We start from the raw sequence: 2,923 nt of genomic DNA, 5'->3' as shown, positions 1-2,923 counted from the left end.
GCCACCTTTATGCCCAAGCCGGTCTTCAATGACAACGGCTCCGGCATGCACATCCACATTTCCATCTGGAAGGGGGACCGGAACCTCTTTGCGGGCGACAAGTACGCCGGTCTGTCGGAGCTGGCCCTTCACTTCATTGGCGGCCTGGTGAAGCACGCCCGGGCCCTCATCGCCCTGACCAACCCCACCACTAACAGCTACAAGCGGCTGGTGCCGGGATTCGAGGCGCCGGTGAATATGGCCTACTCGGCGCGGAACCGCTCGGCAGCCATCCGGATTCCCACTTATTCCGATAATCCGCAGACCAAGCGCATCGAGTTCCGGACGCCCGATCCGGCCTGCAACCCCTACCTGGCCTTTCCGGCCATGGTCATGGCCGGACTCGATGGCATACAGGGCAAGATCGATCCCGGCGAGCCCTTTGACAAGGACATTTTCTTCACCTCCGCCCGGGATTTGGAAGGGATTGTGACCGCACCCATGAGCCTGGATCAGGCCCTGGATGCCCTGGAAGAGGACCACGCCTGGCTGCTCAAGGGGGACGTCTTTACCGAAGACCTGATCCGGACCTACATAGACTTCAAGCGCCGGGAGGAGGTGGACAACCTGCGCCAGAGGCCACACCCCTTCGAGTTCGAGCTGTACCACGATTGTTGATGAAGCTCATCCTTATGGGTGATAATTCAGAATTCCTATGATGGAATGGGCTTACCGCAGTAAGCCCCTACACTCAAATTGCCCTGGAGGGATTCGTGCGCGTGCTGATCATTTGTACCGGCAACTCCTGCCGCTCCCAGATGGCCGCGGGCTTTATGCACCAGTTGCGGCCCGGGTGGGAGGTGGTCTCCGCCGGAACGTTCCCCGCCGAGCAGGTGCATCCGCTGGCGGTAAGCGTCATGGCGGAAGTGGGGATCGATATCTCTTCCCAGCATCCCAAAGCGGTGGAGACCTTTGTCGCCAAAAACTTCGATTATTTAATCACCGTTTGCGATGACGCGAGGGGGTCCTGTCCCGCCTTTATCGGCAAGGTGAATCATCGGCTGCACATGGGCTTCCCGGACCCGGCCCGGGTGATGGGTAATGAGGAGCAGGTGCTAGCGGTTTTCCGGCAGGTAAGAGATGAGATCAGGGAGGGGATAATACAATTCGTTGAGGGTAAAGTCTAAAAAGAGCCACTAAGTGCTGCTTCCTTTCCCACAGGGATCATTTAACATAATCAGTATCGCACCTGCCATTGGACTTTCAGGGTGCGCAGGTCCTGGGTCGGTCGGCCGATGGAGGGTGACAGCAGCGCCAGGGCCAGTTGCAGCCGGGAGCGGTTCTGGCGTTCGGCATCCATGAAATGGAATCCCAGGGCCACTTCGCCCGCCGTGAAGGAGAAGCCGGGTTTGGAGAAGAAGTTGTGGCCGGTGCAGGCATGCTCGAACCTTGCTGCCAGATCAAGGGCCTTCACCGGGCTACGAGCCGGCAGTTGCAGGTAGAGGGAAGGGGTCAGGTTCACACCAAGGATGCGGTACTCGCCCCGGTTGATCTGAGCCTGGGAGCGGGAGGGATGCCCGGCCCAACCGAATCGCGGGTATTTGCCGACTTCGAATTTGTTAATGAGGTCGAAGGCGTGAAACTCGCCGTCCCACTCCATTAGGAGGCGGTCAGAGAGGGGGAGGCGGAGGGCGAAATCCAGGCTCAGGCTGGTGAAGTTCAGCGCCGTCTCCAAGGGTGTGGCGTAATAATACTCGTCGCCGGCGCCGAAATGCTGGAGGCCCACGCTGGCAGCTGCTTCCAGCCATGATAAGGGACCGATAGTCAAGCGCCCGACAGCGAGCTTGGCCAGGGGAGTGGGGTCTACTGTCTGGTTGATCCCATCGCCGTTGGCGACCATGAGCTGTACTCTGATGGGGATGCCGGAGGGTTCGAGCCTGGCCACCACCATCAAGCCCTGTTGGCGGGAGGCCCAGTTATTGCTGGTTAGTACGGCTGTGAGGTAGCCGCGATCTACGACCAGCAGCTCCCACACCCGGCGGAGTTCTTCACGGCCGTAGGGTTCCTTCAGCTGCCCCAGGTAGATGCTGAGTCGGTTGCCGAGCAGGTCCTGTTGCAGGTAGGCGTCTTCGAGGATCTTTTTCCAGTCAGTCTGTTGGAGGGCCAGCTGCAGCCGGGCCATGGTGCCGGTGCGCCAATAGGCTGAGACGCGCAGTCGCAGGCGCCGCAAGCGAAAGCCGCTGGACTGGACCTTATCAGCGCTAGTGCAGGTTTCCCCGTGAGCGGTTGTGTCCGAGAGGTAGCGGCTATCTTCATACATTTCCTGTATGAAGCCCTGGATCACGAGTTTCCTATCGGCGAGTCCGGCTTCAGCCGGTGCTCCCTGGGCCTTAAGGCCGCTATCCGGGAGGATGAGAGCCAGATAGACTGCCGCCCCGCCAGCCAGCACGAGGTTCCGAAAGTAGAACTGGATCAACGGTCTTGCTGAATATCCGGGTAGGGGTAGCCGATGCTGTCGAAGGGATTGACCACGCTGGTGATAATGTTCCGGGAATGGGCGGCGATGCGCTTCAGATAGCGGGCATAAAGGGCTACGGCGGCTCCATTACAGGCATCCAGGTCTTTGATTTCCCCGCTAACAACGCCGTGGGTAATGCTGTCGCAGGCAGCTGAAACCTCCTCCTTATACTCGGCCATGATTTTCCGGGCCAGATTTCCATCGCTGTTTTTAAAAGCCGTGATCATGTCCTTAAACTCGCGCGTGACGATGGTTTCGATACGACTCAGCTTAGCTTCCGCACTCCCGGCGGTCAGGCGTGCGGTGTGGTTCCGGGCCAGATCGAAAATATTTTTTGTGTAGTCGCCGATCCGCTCAATATCGATAACGACACTCACCAATACGAGACCGGAGACCAGGTCCGCCGACCCGGTCACCGCCAGGTGG

At 59.3% G+C, this 2,923-nt stretch carries 4 protein-coding genes; 2 read left to right on the top strand and 2 right to left on the bottom strand.

Going from position 1 to position 2,923, the window contains the following annotated elements:
* Together glnA and ACETWG_06120 are read left to right on the top strand one after the other, a co-directional pair.
* The coding region (glnA, locus tag ACETWG_06125; protein ID MFB0516164.1) for a glutamine synthetase at positions 1 to 657 on the top strand (657 nt) is incomplete at its 5' end.
* A 95-nt stretch (positions 658 to 752) separates the two neighbouring features.
* On the top strand, positions 753 to 1,166 hold the full coding sequence (locus tag ACETWG_06120) for an arsenate reductase ArsC (protein ID MFB0516163.1): 414 nt from the start codon (positions 753 to 755) through the stop codon (positions 1,164 to 1,166).
* A gap of 50 nt (positions 1,167 to 1,216) precedes the next feature.
* Here ACETWG_06120 and ACETWG_06115 read toward each other — a convergent pair whose 3' ends face one another.
* Together ACETWG_06115 and ACETWG_06110 are read right to left on the bottom strand one after the other, a co-directional pair.
* A complete protein-coding gene (locus tag ACETWG_06115; GenBank protein MFB0516162.1) occupies positions 1,217 to 2,455 on the bottom strand; it encodes a hypothetical protein in 1,239 nt (412 codons plus the stop codon).
* Positions 2,452 to 2,923: PhoU domain-containing protein (locus tag ACETWG_06110; protein ID MFB0516161.1), on the bottom strand; the 472-nt coding region annotated here is incomplete at its 5' end. The genes ACETWG_06115 and ACETWG_06110, both read right to left, overlap by 4 nt.

Source organism: Candidatus Neomarinimicrobiota bacterium (genome assembly GCA_041862535.1).
GTDB lineage: Bacteria > Fidelibacterota > Marinisomatia > SCGC-AAA003-L08 > TS1B11.
Note: the sequence above shows the minus strand (reverse complement) of the source record. Positions and strands in the feature narration are given on the sequence as shown.